Origin of the sequence: Chryseobacterium sp. PMSZPI (assembly GCF_002835665.1) — a bacterium.
Taxonomy (GTDB): domain Bacteria; phylum Bacteroidota; class Bacteroidia; order Flavobacteriales; family Weeksellaceae; genus Chryseobacterium.
Map to the genome: position 1 here is coordinate 1 of NZ_PIZV01000049.1, position 16,055 is coordinate 16,055.

Genomic DNA, 16,055 nt, shown 5'->3' on the forward strand with positions numbered 1-16,055 from the left:
TTAGGTACTTTTGCGCTTTCACAAAATTTAGTTCAAAATCCAGGTTTTGAAAATGGGCTTAGTAACTGGGCCGCAGGTGTAGCTGGAACTACAACATATACACTGCCTACTGTAGAAACAGATACACCTTATCAGGGAGCTAATTACGCTAAATATACGGCAACTGCAACAACCGGATTTGTTCAGAATATCCCAATTAATGCAAATAGCCAATACACAGTGAGCTTCTGGTATAAAGCTTCAGGGAGTGGAAACGGGGCGAGAATCTGGTCTTCCTTTTCAGATTCTACAAATGGAACTGTATATTTGACAACTGATGCTTCAACAGACCCTTTGAGAAATAACAATGGTTATTTGGCTAAAGTAAATGCCTGGACTTTAAAAACCATAACTTTTACATCTCCTGCTGCTGCTGTTCAGTTCCAATTACATGTGCGTGCGTATGCTAATTCAGTTGCTAGCTTTGATGAATTTTCTTTAGTACCTGCAGGAACTCTTGCTGTAGGTGAAGTTGCACCTTCTAAGTATAGAATTATTAAAAATACTTTCGTGAAAAATGACGGAATTACTTTCGGTGCTGATGTAAAAGACGTAAAAGTATTCAACATGTTCGGACAAATTGTAAAAACAGCGTCTGTTAAAAACAATGAAGTTCTAAACGTTGCTGAATTAGCAAAAGGAAATTACATCGTAACGGGTACTGTAAACAACGAGCTTGTATCTCAAAAAGTTTTGAAAGATTAATCAGAATCTTTTCATAAAAATATCTGCCGGTCATTGTATATAATGGCCGGCTTTTTTATTAATTTTTGATTTGCATGGTATTGTTTTTGATGTTTTTATCATACATTTATCCCTGAAATTATATATGATGAAAAAAATCTTTACTCTTGTTGGATTGGTATTGGTAACGGCATTTTCAAATGCACAAATTGTTATCAACGAGATCTATGGCGGCAACGAAAATTCAGGGGCAGTCCTGAAAAATAATTATATAGTTCTAAAAAATATAGGAACCACTCAGGTTTCGTTATCCGGTGCTACTATACAATATGGGCCGGCGGTAGGTGCTTTTACAGAATATCATACTTTACCGGATATTACTTTGAATCCTGATCAAAGCTATCTGATTCAGGAAACAGCAGTTAATGGAGGAACAATGAGTTTGCCTACTCCCGATTTTATTGCAACTACTATCATCAATTTTGACGGAACGGCTAATAAATCTGTCGGATTAAAAATAGCAGGAGTGTCGGGCAAAATAGCTTTAGCAAGTGATGTTATACAAGTAGCAGGACCTGCTTCATCTAATGTATTGGACTTTGTAGGCTATGGTTCGAATGCAGATCAGTTCAAAGGAGATGGTCCTGCACCTTCACCTACTCCTACAACTTCTATAAAAAGAATTTTGAACAACAGTAATGATAATATGGCCGACTTCTCTATTGAAGGGAATGCGAAGTCCGGTTTTGTTCAAAATCCTTTTGTGAGAGATAGCAAAATTATTTTCGGAACAGAGGTCAAGGATATTAAAGTATATGATACTTTCAGACAGATTGTTAAAAAGTCACAGACAAAAATGGCTTCAACGCTGGATATTACAGATCTACCCAAAGGTACTTACATTGTCACTGGTACTATAAATAATGTCCCTATTTCACAGAAAATTGTAAAAGATTAATTATTATAATGCTTAAGAAAAAGAACAACTTTTATATGTTGTTCTTTTTATTTTTAATACCAGCCTCTTCTCGCTGCATTGATGATAGAACCAAGGTTAAGAATCAATGTATACCTGATACGTTTTCCATAATCTTTGAATGAAGGTTCAAATCCTAATGAGGACTGTACCGGAAAATAGATTTCAAGAAAATCCGGGATAATTCTTACTTTAATTCCACTGTCCCAAATAAATTTAGCCGGAAGATCTTTATTTTTGTAAACACCTGCGTCAGCATATACATGGAATATTTTCCAAATACTGGAATCTACATTAAAAGAAGTAATCCATTGATTAACCGAACCTGGAATAAATGACTTAAAACCACCGTCAGCCAAAATAAATTGTTGCGAAAGAATCCCACTATCGGCACTTTCTCCTAAAAGATTGTAAGAAAATGCATAGTTGGATACCCTGGAAATTCCATAATTGAATAAATTATTTCTGGTGTCATTTTTTAGAAAATACCCGGCAAATAGACGTAAGCTTAGTTTTTGTCTCGGAGCAAATTCCCATCTGTAGAAACCTTCTGCGGTAATTTTGTTGAAGTCTTCCATCCCTTGTGTACTCAGACTGAAGCTTTTTTCATGAATCATCTGGCTATCACTATATCCGTATCCAAAGCTCCAGAGATTATATTTTTTATAATCATCATTAGCCATCATAAGAGGACTAAGATCCCTGTCAAAATAATTATAAGAAAGACCTATACTTCTGCTTACCGTACTTCTTGGATTTTTTCTAAAATTGATGGATGAAAATATTGAACTTTTTCTGTAAGCTAACCCGTAATCATAGTGAAAGTAAGACCCGGAGACCCCAAAAGTTAAACTTCGGATAATGCTTTCAGCAGGAAGAAAAGAGTAGGAGATTGCTCCTGAACCCGTTAATTTTCCAGTTCCTGTACTATACATCGGAGTAAATGAATACAGAAATTTTTGATCGAAAAAAGATTGATTTTTTAAATTAATACCTAATAAAAATTTATCATAAGTATTATTGAAACGAATTCTTGGACTTATATAAATCTCATTGTATTCCGGATTGGGAATATCTTTAATGAGTTTAAATTTTATTTTCTTCGTATTTGAAAAGAGTCCTTTTGCATAAAGGAAATTGTCCCTATAATTCGATTCAGGGAAAGTGTATCCACTATTTAATGTAATTTTATAAATATTATTTGAAGCCGGAAAGGATAAATTAGCAATATTTTGATTTTCTTCAGTATCTATCCAATAGGCTTTTTTCTCACCTTCTTTCGTTTCGGTTTCCAGTTTTACAGGAATAGAAATATTGGTGTTTTTTGCAATTCTGACCTGTAAGGAATCGTTTTCTTTTGTGATGCGCTTCAGTTTGAAATCAACTCTGTTTTTTTGTTTAAAAAAGTTAGATAAATAACGTGTTGATTTATCTTTTTCTGAAAGGTTAGTCAGGAATTCCTGAGCATCAATTTTTTTTCCGGAATTTTTGGCAATATAATTTTTCACAATATCATTAAAAGAATCATATCCCATTTTATCGGCAGAATAATTGAAAAGACTTCCTGTTTCAAAACCACTGATGGTCATATCATTGAAATTACTCAAAACCGTAAAATCTTCATCGACCTTCTGATCCAGATTTTGTAGCATGATATATTGATAGGCAAGCCCATAGCGATCCAGAAGTTTTACTTTGGACGCATGAAATATTTTTAATGGCTTGAGGCCAAATAATTTCGTTTCCGGAAGCATACCCAAAAGCTTGGTATCATTATAGAATTTTTTCAGATACTGAATTTCAAGGTATGATTTTAACCCATTTTTAAGCCAGTGATCTTCCTGTTTATTAGCGATAATACTTTCATCAAGAATTTTTTTGGCTATGATACCGAAATAATCGAGATCCGTTTTTTGGGCATCTGTAAACAATTGAAATCTGAATTTCCAAAATGTAATATCATTATTCCCGAAGAAATCCTCCTTAGCTCGGAATTTATCCGAAATAAAAAGATTTTTAGGAATAAAACCTATTTTTTCCTGTAAGAATTTCAATTGCAAAGGCAGGAAGAATTCAAGGTTTTCTTTTTCTTCAGGTCTTAGATTATACCCGAATTTAACTTCAGTATTAGTCCCGCCAACATCAACATTAATAGATGGATAGTTGTTTAAAGCAATGGAAAATTCCGGATCTGAATCGGAATATCCTTTAAAAGAATTCATCTGAATTTGAGGGAGACTACCCTCAACAAAGTTGTTCACAGGAATATCAAAGTTTACAGTCCAGAATGTATTGAAACTGACGGACTCTTCGATATCGTGATAATTTCTTTGAGAAATATTGTCCGGATCGAAACGATCCGGAACAATAAAGAAATATTTTAATGTCGTATTTTGATTGGAAGTTCCGTATCCTGTAAATTTCTTGTCAGGAAGCTGCATCCGGTATTGTAACTGTAACGTAATGCTTTCACCTGGCTTTACAGCTTCTTTCAAAGGAAGAAAAATATTTTCATCCGAAAGAGAAGATACGGGAATATTTTGGTTTTCTGAACTTTTGATATTCAGTTCCAGAAGTTTTCCCAATTGATCAGATTTTGCAAAATGCAAATCATTATTTCTGTCTTCCAGCTTTCTGTAGACTAAAGAGGTGCCACGCTTGTTATACGCAGAAACCCAGTTCAGAAGTTTTATAGTTTGAAGGTCTTTATCGGAATGATTATAATATACAATCTCCTGGTTGACTTCCAGAATTTTTCTGTCCGAAGATAATTTCGCTTCAATATATATACTGTCTTTTTGTGCAGAAACCTGTACAACTCCCCAAAACAAAATAAGGCAAATGCTGATCTTTTTCAAATATCCGTGATAAAGTACCAAATATAACTTATTTTGAATATACTTTATAGGATTTTAGCTTTGAATTGCTTTTTTTTCTAAAGAATTAATATACGCATTCCAGCCTTCAGTTTTGTAAGTGATAGCAGCTGCCTGCGGATCTTCAGATTTATAGATTCCTCTTCCTACAATAATAAAATCTGTATGAAGTGTTTTGAAAACATGCTCAGGAGTATTATACTGTTGTCCTTTCCCGTCACCCGAATCTGCAAGGTTTACTCCCGGAGTAAATAGTAAAAGGTCTTCAGGAATTTTATTCTGTGATACCCCTCCAATGACGTTAGGATGAGATAAAGCCACTTTTAAAGCTTCTTCACGATAGCTGGCCGTCGTTAATGTACCTTTGGAAGACATTCCAACGATGGCTACTACTCCTACATTTTTAAAGCAATCCAATGATTCAAAACCTCCGATAACCTGTGATGTTACAAAGTCTGCCCAATCTGTGATCTTGAAGACTCCACTGGTAAACTGTAATTCCTGAGTATTTCCGATATCAGCAAATTTTCTGTCTTCCATCAATAAGAATTGATGCTTTTCGGCGATTTGCTTTAATGGTCTAATTGTTTTTTCGTAATCGAAATCAGAAATAATATCGATATGTGTTTTTAAAGCAATAATATGAGGACCTACTTTTTCAGCAAAATCTAATAATTCCTGAGTGGTCGTAACATCTGCAGAAGCGATTAGGTTGGATTTCTTTGCTAAAGCCGTTTCTAATAATTTTTTTGAAACTGAGTGCTGTGTGTTTTGAAGTTTTTGTTCATATGAAGCTCTGATTTCTTCTTCGAATTGAATATGGTTACCCTGAAGGAAATCCTGAATTCTTTTCACTTCTTCATCCGATAATTCTCCTGTTTCCTGAAGAATTCCACAAACCTCTGAAATATTGAATAAAGTATGTACTCTGTATCCTTTACTTTCCAACAATTGCTTTCCACCCTGCTCTCTGTCCAGCACCACAACAATGTCCGCAACTTTAAGATCTTCCTGTTCTACTTCAGCAATAGTTTCTACCAAAGATTTTCCGGAAGTGATTACATCTTCTACCAGAAGACAGTTTTGTCCTTTCTGATAAATCCCTTCAATCAATTTTTTGGTACCATAGCTTTTCGCTTCTTTTCTTTTAATGATTAATGGAATGTAACTTTCCAGTGACATTGCCGTTGCCATTGGAAGGGCAGCATAAGGAACTCCACAAATCAGATCAAAATTATCTAATGGAAGCATCTCCAATAAATAGTTTGCAAGATTTTTTAAAATTTTAGGATCTGAAGCCAGAGGTCTTAAGTCTACATAAAATGGGCTTTCAATACCACTTTTTAAGGTAAATCTACCAAATTTGATGATGCCTAGCTTGTAGCACTCCAAGAAGAATTCTTTTTTACTTTCCATTATTTTTTATTAGATGTTGCAAATTTAAGGATTTGAAATAAGGCTTAAAAATTTATCGACAATTTGTAAATAAAAAACCATCCCGAATTTTCTCAGGATGGTTTGGAATATATAATAAACTATTATTTTATGATCTCTGCGTCAATCACTTTGGTACCATTATATTTTTGTTCAGCTTCCCAAAGTAAAAATTTATCAACCTCTTTGATAAGCTTTGGAATTGTTAACGATAATACAGCGAGGTCATCCATGACTCCAAGTACCGGAATGGCAAATTCAGGGAGGAGATCAATAGGGGAGATGACATATATAATTCCAAGCAATGGAAGGATAATGTCAATAGACTTCATAGGGTAAACCCCTTTTCTCCACATTTTTACCATTCTGAAAATATCAGGAATCTTTTTCACAAAACCTTTGTGATTGATCGCTTCTTTTGCAAGATTTAGTTTTGAATATTTCATTTTGTGTTTGGATTTAAATAAATTTTTCAACGCTATAAATTTCACAAATCTTATACCAACAAATTATAAAATTTAGTTAAAAAACTATTTGATAATATTGTCAATGAATTGGTGCACAGTCTCTGTGTCCCAATCTCTATAGGCATCCTCCTTAATAATAATTCGTCCTGTTTTATCCAAAAGGAATGTGGTGGGGAATACCTTAGGAAGTAATTTTTCAGAAATAGGGCTCTGGGCAATATATACAGGAACCGTATAATTGTTTTCTTTTAAAAACTTTCTGATATCTTCCTCTTTATCATTCATGGCAATGAGTATAAAATCTACATTTTCTTTTCTTGTATCATATAGCTTTTGGATACTTGGCCATTCTTTTCTGCATGGTGGACACCAGGTTCCCCAAAAGTTCAGAAAAACAGCTTTGTTCTTAAAATTTTTAAGATTGGTATCCGGAACATTGATTCCTTTAAGATCAATATCATAGTCTTCTTCGCTTACATGCACTGCATTCTCAATAGTTGCAACCGGGAAAAACTGATCTTTTAAGAAATTTCTTATTCCCGGTACAAAAGCAATGATACCGATAATGGCAATTAATACAATATAAATGATATTTTTTTTCATGAACTATTTTTTACAGTTAATAGCGAGGTCCGACTGACTTATAATAAATCCAGAATTTCCTGAACGGCATCTTTACCTCTATTTTTGGCATAATATATTTGCAGATCATTATAGAAATTATCTTTCGGATAGGCTTCAGGGTCAGCTTTGTATTTCATTAATAATTCATATCCATATTTTGGTCTTGGGCCCCAGGAGTTTTTTACATTGAAATCTTTATCCAGAATGATTACTTTAGGAATAGATTCCGTTCCATTGGTTAAAAACTGGTTAATTAAACTTTTATCACTGTCTCGTAAGAAAACTCTGATTTCATTATGCCCTTCAAAAAATTTGAAAAGTGCAGGCACTATTGCGCTGGCATCACCACACCATGCCTCGGAGATAATTAAAATTTTCCCATCAAAATTTTTTGCGGTCAATTCTTTCAACTGATCTTCATCCGGAACATACTTTTTTACAGTTCTGTCCATTCTTTGAAGCCCCAGCTCATAATATTGTTTATAATCGAGTTCCTGTTGGTTGGCAGGATTCTCTAATCTTTCTTTTGCAATCTGAAGGTATTCTTCAAAAGAAATCCCTTTATCCCAGTAATTTTTCATTACCAAAAAATTATATTTTAAAAATTATTGATATTTCTAGTTTTGTTGATCAAAAACAGATCGGCCAAGACAAATGCAGCCAAAGCTTCCACCACAGGAACAGCCCTAGGTACTACGCACGGATCATGTCGTCCTTTTCCTTCTACAATGACAGGATTCCCGTGTTTATCTATACTTTCCTGAGGTCTTAAAATAGTAGCAATTGGTTTGAATGCTACACGGAAATAAATATCCATTCCGTTGGAAATTCCTCCCTGAATTCCTCCTGAAAGATTAGATTTAGTCGTAAAATCGGTATTGAATGCATCATTATGCTCTTTTCCGGTCATTTTTGCTCCACAGAATCCGCTACCATATTCAAAACCTTTACAGGCATTAATATTGAGCATTGCTTTTGCCAGTTCTGCCTGAAGCTTTGAAAAAATGGGCTCACCGATTCCTACAGGAACATTCTTAATAACACAAGTAATGGTTCCTCCGATTGTATTCCCTTCTTTTTTAATCTCTTTGATTCTGGAAATCATTTTTTCTGCTGTTTCCGCGTCCGGACAACGGACATCATTACTTTCCGTTTGGGAAAAGTCTAAGGCCTGATATGGCTTTTCACAGAAAATATCGCCTACGGAAGAAACATAAGCGTTAATTTCAAGTTCCGATAACAGTTGTTTCGCAAGTGCTCCTGCAACTACCCAATTCATGGTCTCTCTGGCTGAAGATTTTCCACCGCCACGATGATCTCTTATTCCATATTTTTGATCATAAGTAAAATCTGCATGACTCGGACGATATGCTCCTGCAATATGGTCATAATCCTTTGATTTTTGATTTTCGTTTTCGATGATAAATCCGATGGGAGTACCTGTCGTTTTTCCATCAAAGATCCCTGAAAGAAACTTTACTGTGTCACTTTCCTTTCTCTGAGTAACAATAGCAGACTGGCCTGGCTTTCTTCGATTCAGCTCGTATTGAACTTTGTCAAGGTCTACCGTTAAACCTGCCGGAAAATTATTGATGATACCGCCGTAAGCCACTCCGTGACTTTCTCCAAATGTTGTAAGACTAAGAAGATTACCTAATGTGTTGAACATAATACAAAATTACCTTTTTTTCTTCAGATAATAAAGTTTCTGGATTTGTTCTATTTATTAGTGTTTTTGATATTATTGATGATGTTTTCTGCTTCTTTTTTTTCATCTGATGTTAGTTTTTTCCAAATAAACCCTTTCTGAATATCATTTTTATCAACAAGTTGAGGGAAAATTCCTGCTTTCACATCATCAAAAATAAAGCATGCAGAAACGGCTGGAAGGGGAGTGTCAAAATTATAAGGGTAATTTTTCGAAACATTGAATTTTAAATTTCCGATCCGAAATGTGTTAAAAGATTGGTATTCATATGTTGAAGGTTTGTAAAACTGTTCTTTTTCAAATCCCGTCATGAAGCCGCCTAATTTGAAACTCGGAAGATATTGTTGAAGGAGACTGGGGAAAGATAAAAGTGAAATGACCAATACACTTACTCCTGCAAAAACAGTTATTGATTTTTTTTTGTCAAAATATTCATAGAAGAAGATCAAAAATATCACAAAAAAAATATCAATAAAAAATCTGTATTGTGCTGAAAATATAAGAACTAAAATACTTTTTATGAATAATGAAACACATAGAAAAGAGATAAACTTTCTTTTTTTTACCCACGTGAAGATTAAGAAAGTCAATAAACTGATGATGAAAATTATATTGATTTTTGACTTAATTCCTTGTAAAAAAAGCCAGTTTTTAATATAGTCTATGTCGGAAAATTTTTGAATTTCTTCATAAGAGTACTGCATATCATATGTTTTTTGAATAGCATATTGTGAAGAAACTTTTAAAACTTCCGGATTAGGTTTCCAATGTAGTCCTAAATCACCTATTGATACCGGATAAACGGGATAGCCAAACGTCCAGCTATTTTTAATAAAGAATAAAACAAGAATGAAAGTTCCAAAAAGTAAATTTTTTGAATTGGATTTAGAAATGAAAAAGGAATAAAGAAAAGTCACTATAGGTAGCCAGATCATCGTAGGCTTTATAGCAAAAACAAAAACTGAAAAGGCTAATAGAAGTGAAGTGTTTTTATTCTCAACAATCAATTCATTTAAAATAATTAATGAAAAAATAATGACCGGAAGATCCGGACTAGGAGATTGGGAAAATAATAATAAGACAGGAATAAAACATAGATGAATCCAGTTCTTTCTCTCTACAATATAAATTCCGTAAACGATAAGTAAAATAGTGTTGATTCTTAAAAAAGGATCTGAAAAGTTTGAAAAACCTGCCTGGAAAATATGCCAGATGGACATTTGCCCCAGAATAATATCCAAATTAGAAATCCCCTTGATAAGTCCATATTCAGTAAGCCATTTGATAGTAGGGACATAGTATCCGAAGTGATCTAATATATATGGATAATATGAACCTGCTCCTATAGTAACAACAGAAATTATGGCTATGAGAAAAGTATCTTTTTTCGAGATTTCATAAAAGTTGTGGTATAATTTATTTTTAAAAAAATAGAAGAGCCCCAACAAAATAACAGGAACTTCCACATATATATTTAAAGGGATAAAAAAGGAAATGATAGTCCACGATAAACTAACTCCCATAATTCCCAATAAGATTTTTCCGGAAATTCCCGGAAGTAAACTTTTGAAAACTTTTTCCATAAGATTTCCTATACCCATCAGGATAGGAATAATGAAAACCGTAGAAATGAGAATCAATACCATAAAAAAAGATTGCCTAAAAATAAGCAATCTTTATATGTTTTGATTAAAAAATATGATTAACGTGGCTGTACTCTTCCGTCTTTTCTGTCTTGAGATCTACCAATAGTATATCCGGTAGCCCCACCTACAACACCGCCGATTACGGCTCCGAGTCCTCTGTTTTTCTTAGCAACGATAGCACCTACGGCAGCACCACCTACTGTACCAATAATAGTACCTTTAGCTGCTTTACTCATTCCTTTTTTCTTTGTGGTACCCTGAGAAGCACTTCCATTATCTGCATAGGTTCCGTTACTTCCTCCCGAATTTGAATGAGAGCTTCTATCTCTGTATACAGTTCTTGTTTCTCTTATAACTCTTGGTTTTGAATTATTCTCAGCTGCTACAGCTTTCGTTTTTTTGCTTTCGGCAACGCTATCCGCTTTTTTCTGTGTTTCGTACACGAATTTTTCTTTTTCAATAGCGAGCTTTTGTTTTTCTATTTCCAGCTGTTTCGCTTGAAATTCAAGTTTCTGTTCTTCTAAAGATTTTTCAGCAGTTCTGTCATCTTTCTTGCAGGCCGTTATTAAAAAAACGGATAAAAAACCTGCTAATACTATCTTTTTCATAATTCAAATTTTAATAAGCTTAAGTCAAAACGACTTTAGTTTTATTTTTATTTCCAATTTTGAAGCCAAATTTTAGTTAAGGAATGTTAAAATTGAGAATAAGAAGGTAGATTAGACTTTATCCGGAAATATTTTTCAATGCAAAAAGATAGATGTGCTAAAGGTTAGGCACATTATTTGTCATACGTCTGAGAGTTTTCAGAATATGAAAATTAATCTTCTAAACGAGATTCATCATAATTTCCCGGCTAGCCGGGAAATTTTTCTTTTTTAGGACTAATTATAAATTTTAGTTCATCCACAGTTTTCATTGAGTTCATATAAGTTGATTATTTTTGGAGTACCAAAATTACTTAGTATGAAAAAATCAATTTTTACAGTATCAGCTTTTGCAGGCTTACTGATTATCGCTCTTTCATTTTCTTCTAAAGGTGTAGTAGAAACTCAACCTAAAGTTCATTCAGAGATTTCAGACAAGGCTTCGAAGCAACAGACATTCAAAATTCGTTATGGTCTTATTACAAAGAATGGAACAAAAATTCTTTCCGGAAACCATGATGTAGGAAGTTTTGTTGCCACAAATACAGCTACGGGAGAAGAATTTGATACTTATTACGGTGGTGGTTTTCAGTCTCTTCCGCAATATTTTGAAGGATTACCTGCAGGAACTTATACTTTTTCTGCAATGCAGGGACAAGGACGTTGGACAGGTTATGGCTCTGTAGTAGCTACTGTTTCAGCGGCTCAGGTAGATGGAGATGGATATATAACAATATATATTCCGATAATTTGGGAGGTATAAACTTTGTGAAAACAAAATATTTATCTAAATTTACAATCCTCAAAATGAGGATTTTTTAATTAACTTTAGTCATAGATAGGTTTTCACTGAGTTTTTGAAAATTTGAAAATAAAATTTAAATTATATAAAAACTGAAAATTATTATTCTAATGGAACCAATTGACTATTTGTTAATCTTAAAGCTAATTATTGGGTTTGCTTTATCAATGCTTGTTGTTTTTGGATGTTGTTTGCTTCTTCAGAAGATCAACCATAAGTCTGGATTCTGGTGTTATTCCTATCATTTTCCTTATTGGAAAAAATACAACAAGAAAAGATATTAGTGAACTATTTTAAGATATTCTGTTTGGATTTTTCTGAATAGATTTTTTTCATCATTTGTGTTTTTTAGGCCTCCGTAAGGAGGCCGTTTCTTTGCAATAAAAAATCCCTACTTACGATTTATGATTTCACTCATAAAATAGGAACAAAATACGGGCTACCTTTGAATTGTATTTAATGTGGGGTTAACAATAAACCATGTTGGATATGACGTAGAGATGTGTAATTTTTACGTCAGCATTTTTATTCCATATATTATCCCGATTTAAAAAACTCCTCAGTAATTGAGGAGTTTTTATTATTTATAGATGTAAAGTGACTTTGATTTTATTGATCAGGCGATGAAGCTTATTGGTTTGATAATCGAGAAGTTGATAGATTTCCTGGGAATTGCTATATGTTTCAGGAACTTTCTGGTTATTGATCCTTGTAATACCCCTTCTTTTCATAGTTTGGTGAATGACCTTGGCAAAAGAATCTTTTGCACTTTGTTTGGCATCCTGCTGGGAGATCCCGTTAGAATGGAGTCGATATAAATATAAAGGTTCCTTAATATAGCTTATATCTCCATGTTCCAGAATTCTTAAGTATAAATCTTGGTCCACAGCACTTTTAAGTTCAGGGTTGATTCCTGCTGTTTTTAAGTAAGTTTCTTTCTTGAAAGCAAAAAAATGAGCAAACTGAGTAGGACAATTGAAAAAATAGCGACTATTATAAATTTGCTTTGTACTGGCAAAGATCTTATCCGGTATAAGATTTTCATCGCATAACATCATTTGAGAATAGGTAGCAACAATATCAGTCTTATTAATGAATTCATTGATTGTTTTTTCCAAGGCTTCAGGATAAAGAGCATCATCAGGATCGAGATAAGCACATATTTCTCCTTCTGCATATTCCATGCATTCTCGTTTGGTGAAGCCACAGCCTTGGTTGGATGGGTTGTAATAGAGTTTGAAACGGCTGTCATTTTTAATCAGTGCCTTTATTTCCTCTACTGAGTCATCAGTAGAAGCATCATCAACAATTATTGCCTCCCAATTTTCATAGGTTTGACTGATCAATGAATTATAACAGTCCCTAAAATACTTTCCATTATTATAGTTGGCTATAAGTATAGAAAATTTTATCACGTTGAATTGAATTAATTTTTATTTGTAAATCTATAAAATTATTTACTTTAAAAATATAACTTGAATCATAGTATATGTGGTTTTTTTTTCTTATTTTATAAAGGTATTTAATAGAAAAATATCTTTTTAATACTATTTGTTTTATTAATTTAAAGATTCTAAAATTTTGAGGATGTCAATTTGTCTGATGATGATTTTTAAAACATATTCCTAAAGACAAGCTTTTTTTAAGTTCACCTCCATTCTATTTTGGATTTATGTTTCTTTAATTTTTCTTAATATTTTTATTTTTGTAGAATTTTTTCAATAATAATTTAGCTTTGAATACAATAAAAGAAAATATATTTTATGAGCTCAATCATAAAATAGGTGAAAAAAGCAATGTAAATTAGACCAAGGAATTAAACAATTAATTTTTATTTCTGATATAAAATTTTTTTTTTTCATCATTTGTGTTTTTTGAGGCCTCCTTTTGGAGGCTTTTTTATGAATTGTTTTTTTATTCATCAAAAATTATTCTACCATCAAAAGGATGATCCCAATTGATGAAAATGCTATCATTTAATCTTCGTACCGGAGTTTGTACAATTTCATATTCTCCTTTTTCATTCAATTTTTCAACGATAAGATTAATGCCTTCGCCAATTTCAGCTTTTTTAAATTCAATTTGATATTGCTTTTCGTTGTTGATCGAAAAGCTTTCTTTTTTAAAAATTTTTTGTGACATGATCTTGGAATTTAAATGGTTTTATGATAATAAAGAATAAATTGTGCCAATGTTTGAATACTTTAATGCTTATTTATGCGTTTTCTTAAAAGATGTGATTTTATGATATTGATGCTGCAATTTATGCTATCATTTAATATTCTAATGAAGAAAAGATGGAGTTATTTTCGGTAGTAAAAAACTTTAAAGATATAACTTAAAGTAAATAAGTAAGTTAATAGGTGTTAATTTAGAAAGAGTAAAAAAAAAAATAATTTTTTTTTCAAAAATGTAATTATTGGCACGATTTTTCAATATACAAACGCAACTCATGTTTAATTTGAGTTTTCATGGTTATTAGTTTTTATCCTCGGAATTTCCGAGGATTTTTTTTATACTTATCTGAGACTATTTACAAAAGCATAACTAACCTTCTGTTGTCGGGGGTCAATCTCAAAATCTGGGGTATAATGAGCACCATATCAGATTTGGGATTAAGTATTGTGTCATTACAGTGGTGTAATAGATTTAAATGTGTTCGATTTTATAAACGCAAAGACCCTATTCAGATTCCCTTATATAAGTAAGCAAAGAAAAGGCGAGAAAGTCGCTGAATAAGCGGTATGGATATACGTGCACTTGGAAAGAATCAATGAAATTGATTCCATCTTTGCTCTCTAAAAATAACCTGTTAGATATTGAAAGTCCTTTGCGTAAAATGTATAAGGTATAAATATCTAATTCTCCAACTTTTGCGCTTGATCCTAGAAAGCTTAATTATGCCCGTTGGAATAATAAAACAAAAAAACCTCTAAAATAAATTAGAGGTTTCTTCAGAGGTACCTAGCGGATTCGAACCGCTGTGGATGGTGTTGCAGACCACTGCCTAGCCGCTCGGCCAAAGTACCATATGTTTTACCGTTTTCAGGTGTGCAAATATAGTAAAATTTCTTTATGAACAAAAGCTTTTAGGCAATTTCTTTCTTTCCGAGACTGTCAATTTCTCTTTTTGCCTGTATTTCAGTATTATAATTTTTGATGTTGATAACTCTTGTTTCACTCCAGCTGTCATGCCAACCGTTTTCACCTAAAAAAGAAAGGAAATCAAAAGGAACAAATCTTGAAATATTACGGATGAAATAATCTCTGAAAGTTGATTCTGTGCCGTCGATACAAATAACTTTTGTTCCTGTAATATATTTTCCGATAGACCTACCTTTGGTAAAATACTCTATAAGAAGCAAGTAGGTAAAATAAACGGTAGAGGTTATCAGGATGTCCATAAATCTATTAACTTCTGAAAGTTTCCGGACAACGGTGAGGAAAAAATCTACACCGGTCACTGCAAAGATAAGGGATGAAAAAAATCCAAAGGCGATAAAAATACAGAGAACGACAATTCTATCAATAACAAGATTCGCAAATCTTGCCCATTTTTGAGATCTGTTTTGATCTACAACAACTAAATATTTTCTCATGGTAAGTTAAGTTTTTATAATGTTATTAGTTTTTACATTAAAAGTCTGTTTAAATTTTATTTAAACCATTAAGATGAATTAAGTTGTTGAGGTTAATTAAGAAAAATCGAAGATTTTTATAAGCACAATGCCTTAAAATGGAGTTCAAACTTAATATTCTAAAATCTTAATGGTGAAACTTATTCGTAATAAAAAAATGACAAATTGATTCATGTAATAAAATTCTTAAAATTTAAAGAAACTCTTAGTTTTTAAAATCCATTGACTAGTAATTTTAATGCAGCGTTTGTATCAATGACTGCTGTGATTCCGGTATTGTTGAGTAAAATTTTACTTGGTTTTAAATTGAATACTTTTCCGTTCATTTTTAGTCCTTTATAGTATTCTTTGTTAAAAGCTTCTTCAATACTCTTTTTGGAGGTGTCTTCCAATTCCTGAGTTGGAATCCCATATTCTTCTTCAATCATTCTTACAATTTTTCCTTGGAAAAGAAGACTTGCTGTTTTTTGTAAGATATTGCTTGTTTTTAGTTTAAACTTAGTATCTGATAAAA

Annotated in this window: 15 protein-coding genes and 1 tRNA gene; 3 read left to right on the top strand and 13 right to left on the bottom strand. The window is 32.7% G+C overall.

The features are described from left to right. Both CW752_RS09255 and CW752_RS09260 read left to right on the top strand, forming a co-directional pair. The coding region (locus CW752_RS09255) for a carbohydrate binding domain-containing protein (RefSeq protein ID WP_101239436.1) at positions 1–744 on the top strand (744 nt) is incomplete at its 5' end. A gap of 127 nt (positions 745–871) precedes the next feature. Continuing rightward, the gene (locus tag CW752_RS09260) at positions 872–1,681 is read left to right on the top strand and encodes a T9SS type A sorting domain-containing protein (protein WP_101239448.1); all 810 of its coding nucleotides are present in this window, start codon (positions 872–874) and stop codon (positions 1,679–1,681) included. A 53-nt stretch (positions 1,682–1,734) separates the two neighbouring features. Here the strand turns inward: CW752_RS09260 and CW752_RS09265 are convergent, their stop codons facing one another. The 8 genes from CW752_RS09265 to CW752_RS09300 all read right to left on the bottom strand — a co-directional run bounded on the left by CW752_RS09265 (position 1,735) and on the right by CW752_RS09300 (position 11,062). Beyond that, positions 1,735–4,578, bottom strand: a complete 2,844-nt coding sequence (locus CW752_RS09265) for an aminopeptidase (RefSeq protein WP_228401694.1) — start codon at positions 4,576–4,578, stop codon at positions 1,735–1,737. Positions 4,579–4,611: 33 nt separating this feature from the next. Next, entirely contained in the window at positions 4,612–5,991 is a 1,380-nt protein-coding gene (gene pyrF / locus CW752_RS09270) for an orotidine-5'-phosphate decarboxylase (protein ID WP_101239438.1), read from the bottom strand. A 122-nt stretch (positions 5,992–6,113) separates the two neighbouring features. Further along, positions 6,114–6,455, bottom strand: a complete 342-nt coding sequence (locus CW752_RS09275) for a YkvA family protein (protein WP_101239439.1) — start codon at positions 6,453–6,455, stop codon at positions 6,114–6,116. 84 nt (positions 6,456–6,539) lie between these two features. Continuing rightward, positions 6,540–7,079, bottom strand: coding sequence for a TlpA family protein disulfide reductase (locus tag CW752_RS09280; protein WP_101239440.1), 540 nt, complete (start codon positions 7,077–7,079; stop codon positions 6,540–6,542). A gap of 38 nt (positions 7,080–7,117) precedes the next feature. Continuing rightward, positions 7,118–7,681: a thioredoxin family protein gene (locus tag CW752_RS09285; RefSeq protein WP_101239441.1), complete on the bottom strand. Its 564-nt coding sequence runs from the start codon at positions 7,679–7,681 to the stop codon at positions 7,118–7,120. 17 nt (positions 7,682–7,698) lie between these two features. Next, positions 7,699–8,769 carry a chorismate synthase gene (gene aroC / locus CW752_RS09290; protein WP_101239442.1) on the bottom strand — a complete coding sequence of 357 codons (1,071 nt, stop codon included), beginning with the start codon at positions 8,767–8,769 and terminating at the stop codon, positions 7,699–7,701. 50 nt (positions 8,770–8,819) lie between these two features. After that, positions 8,820–10,454, bottom strand: coding sequence for an LIC_10190 family membrane protein (locus tag CW752_RS09295; RefSeq protein WP_101239443.1), 1,635 nt, complete (start codon positions 10,452–10,454; stop codon positions 8,820–8,822). A 56-nt stretch (positions 10,455–10,510) separates the two neighbouring features. Further along, complete coding sequence (locus CW752_RS09300) at positions 10,511–11,062, bottom strand: glycine zipper domain-containing protein (protein WP_101239444.1); 552 nt, start codon at positions 11,060–11,062, stop codon at positions 10,511–10,513. A 358-nt stretch (positions 11,063–11,420) separates the two neighbouring features. On the opposite strand from CW752_RS09300, the gene CW752_RS09305 reads away from it, so the two are divergent. Further along, a complete protein-coding gene (locus tag CW752_RS09305) occupies positions 11,421–11,864 on the top strand; it encodes a hypothetical protein (protein WP_101239445.1) in 444 nt (147 codons plus the stop codon). Between the two features lie 623 nt (positions 11,865–12,487). Here the strand turns inward: CW752_RS09305 and CW752_RS09310 are convergent. The 5 genes from CW752_RS09310 to CW752_RS09330 all read right to left on the bottom strand — a co-directional run. Then, positions 12,488–13,318 carry a glycosyltransferase family 2 protein gene (locus CW752_RS09310; RefSeq protein WP_228401696.1) on the bottom strand — a complete coding sequence of 277 codons (831 nt, stop codon included), beginning with the start codon at positions 13,316–13,318 and terminating at the stop codon, positions 12,488–12,490. A 499-nt stretch (positions 13,319–13,817) separates the two neighbouring features. Beyond that, entirely contained in the window at positions 13,818–14,045 is a 228-nt protein-coding gene (locus CW752_RS09315; RefSeq protein ID WP_101239446.1) for a glutathione synthase, read from the bottom strand. 816 nt (positions 14,046–14,861) lie between these two features. Further along, positions 14,862–14,932, bottom strand: a tRNA-Cys gene (locus CW752_RS09320). Positions 14,933–14,992: 60 nt separating this feature from the next. Beyond that, positions 14,993–15,502 (bottom strand): RDD family protein, encoded by a 510-nt coding sequence (locus CW752_RS09325; protein ID WP_101239447.1) that lies wholly within the window; start codon positions 15,500–15,502, stop codon positions 14,993–14,995. A 251-nt stretch (positions 15,503–15,753) separates the two neighbouring features. Further along, positions 15,754–16,055, bottom strand: a 302-nt coding sequence (locus tag CW752_RS09330) for a DUF4403 family protein (protein ID WP_117614368.1), incomplete at its 5' end; no start/stop codon positions are given.

Bases quoted from the DNA above. Each gene is read 5' to 3' on its own strand.
- CW752_RS09260 (WP_101239448.1), top strand. From the start codon at position 872: ATGAAAAAAATCTTTACTCTTGTTGGATTGGTATTGGTAACGGCATTT.
- pyrF (WP_101239438.1), bottom strand. From the start codon at position 5,991: ATGGAAAGTAAAAAAGAATTCTTCTTGGAGTGCTACAAGCTAGGCATC.
- CW752_RS09275 (WP_101239439.1), bottom strand. From the start codon at position 6,455: ATGAAATATTCAAAACTAAATCTTGCAAAAGAAGCGATCAATCACAAA.
- CW752_RS09280 (WP_101239440.1), bottom strand. From the start codon at position 7,079: ATGAAAAAAAATATCATTTATATTGTATTAATTGCCATTATCGGTATC.
- CW752_RS09285 (WP_101239441.1), bottom strand. From the start codon at position 7,681: ATGAAAAATTACTGGGATAAAGGGATTTCTTTTGAAGAATACCTTCAG.
- aroC (WP_101239442.1), bottom strand. From the start codon at position 8,769: ATGTTCAACACATTAGGTAATCTTCTTAGTCTTACAACATTTGGAGAA.
- CW752_RS09295 (WP_101239443.1), bottom strand. From the start codon at position 10,454: ATGGTATTGATTCTCATTTCTACGGTTTTCATTATTCCTATCCTGATG.
- CW752_RS09300 (WP_101239444.1), bottom strand. From the start codon at position 11,062: ATGAAAAAGATAGTATTAGCAGGTTTTTTATCCGTTTTTTTAATAACG.
- CW752_RS09305 (WP_101239445.1), top strand. From the start codon at position 11,421: ATGAAAAAATCAATTTTTACAGTATCAGCTTTTGCAGGCTTACTGATT.
- CW752_RS09315 (WP_101239446.1), bottom strand. From the start codon at position 14,045: ATGTCACAAAAAATTTTTAAAAAAGAAAGCTTTTCGATCAACAACGAA.
- CW752_RS09325 (WP_101239447.1), bottom strand. From the start codon at position 15,502: ATGAGAAAATATTTAGTTGTTGTAGATCAAAACAGATCTCAAAAATGG.